This is a genomic window from Pseudomonas sp. BP11-1-1, from assembly GCF_052112105.1.
Taxonomy (GTDB): Bacteria; Pseudomonadota; Gammaproteobacteria; order Pseudomonadales; family Pseudomonadaceae; genus Aquipseudomonas; species Aquipseudomonas alvandae.
Window position 1 is genome coordinate 1 of sequence record NZ_JAUTYU010000068.1, and the last position, 255, is coordinate 255.

Annotated in this window: 1 protein-coding gene; it reads left to right on the top strand. The window is 64.7% G+C overall.

Annotation, left to right across the window (positions count from 1 at the left end):
- On the top strand, positions 1–255 hold a 255-nt coding region (locus tag Q7C33_RS29035; RefSeq protein ID WP_407684610.1), incomplete at both ends, for a carbon starvation CstA family protein.

Sequence of the window (255 nt, forward strand, 5' to 3'; positions counted from 1 at the left end):
TGGTCCTGTTCCTCTCCACCCGGCGCAACGGGCGCTCCCTGGGCGACATGGTGCGCGAGGAAATGGGCCGCATTCCCGGCACCATCGCGCTGTTCGGCTGCTTCCTGATCATGATCATCATCCTCGCAGTGCTGGCGCTGATCGTGGTCAAGGCCCTGGCCGAGAGCCCGTGGGGCATTTTCACGGTCATGGCGACCATCCCGATCGCGATGTTCATGGGCGTCTACATGCGCTACATCCGCCCGGGCCGCATCG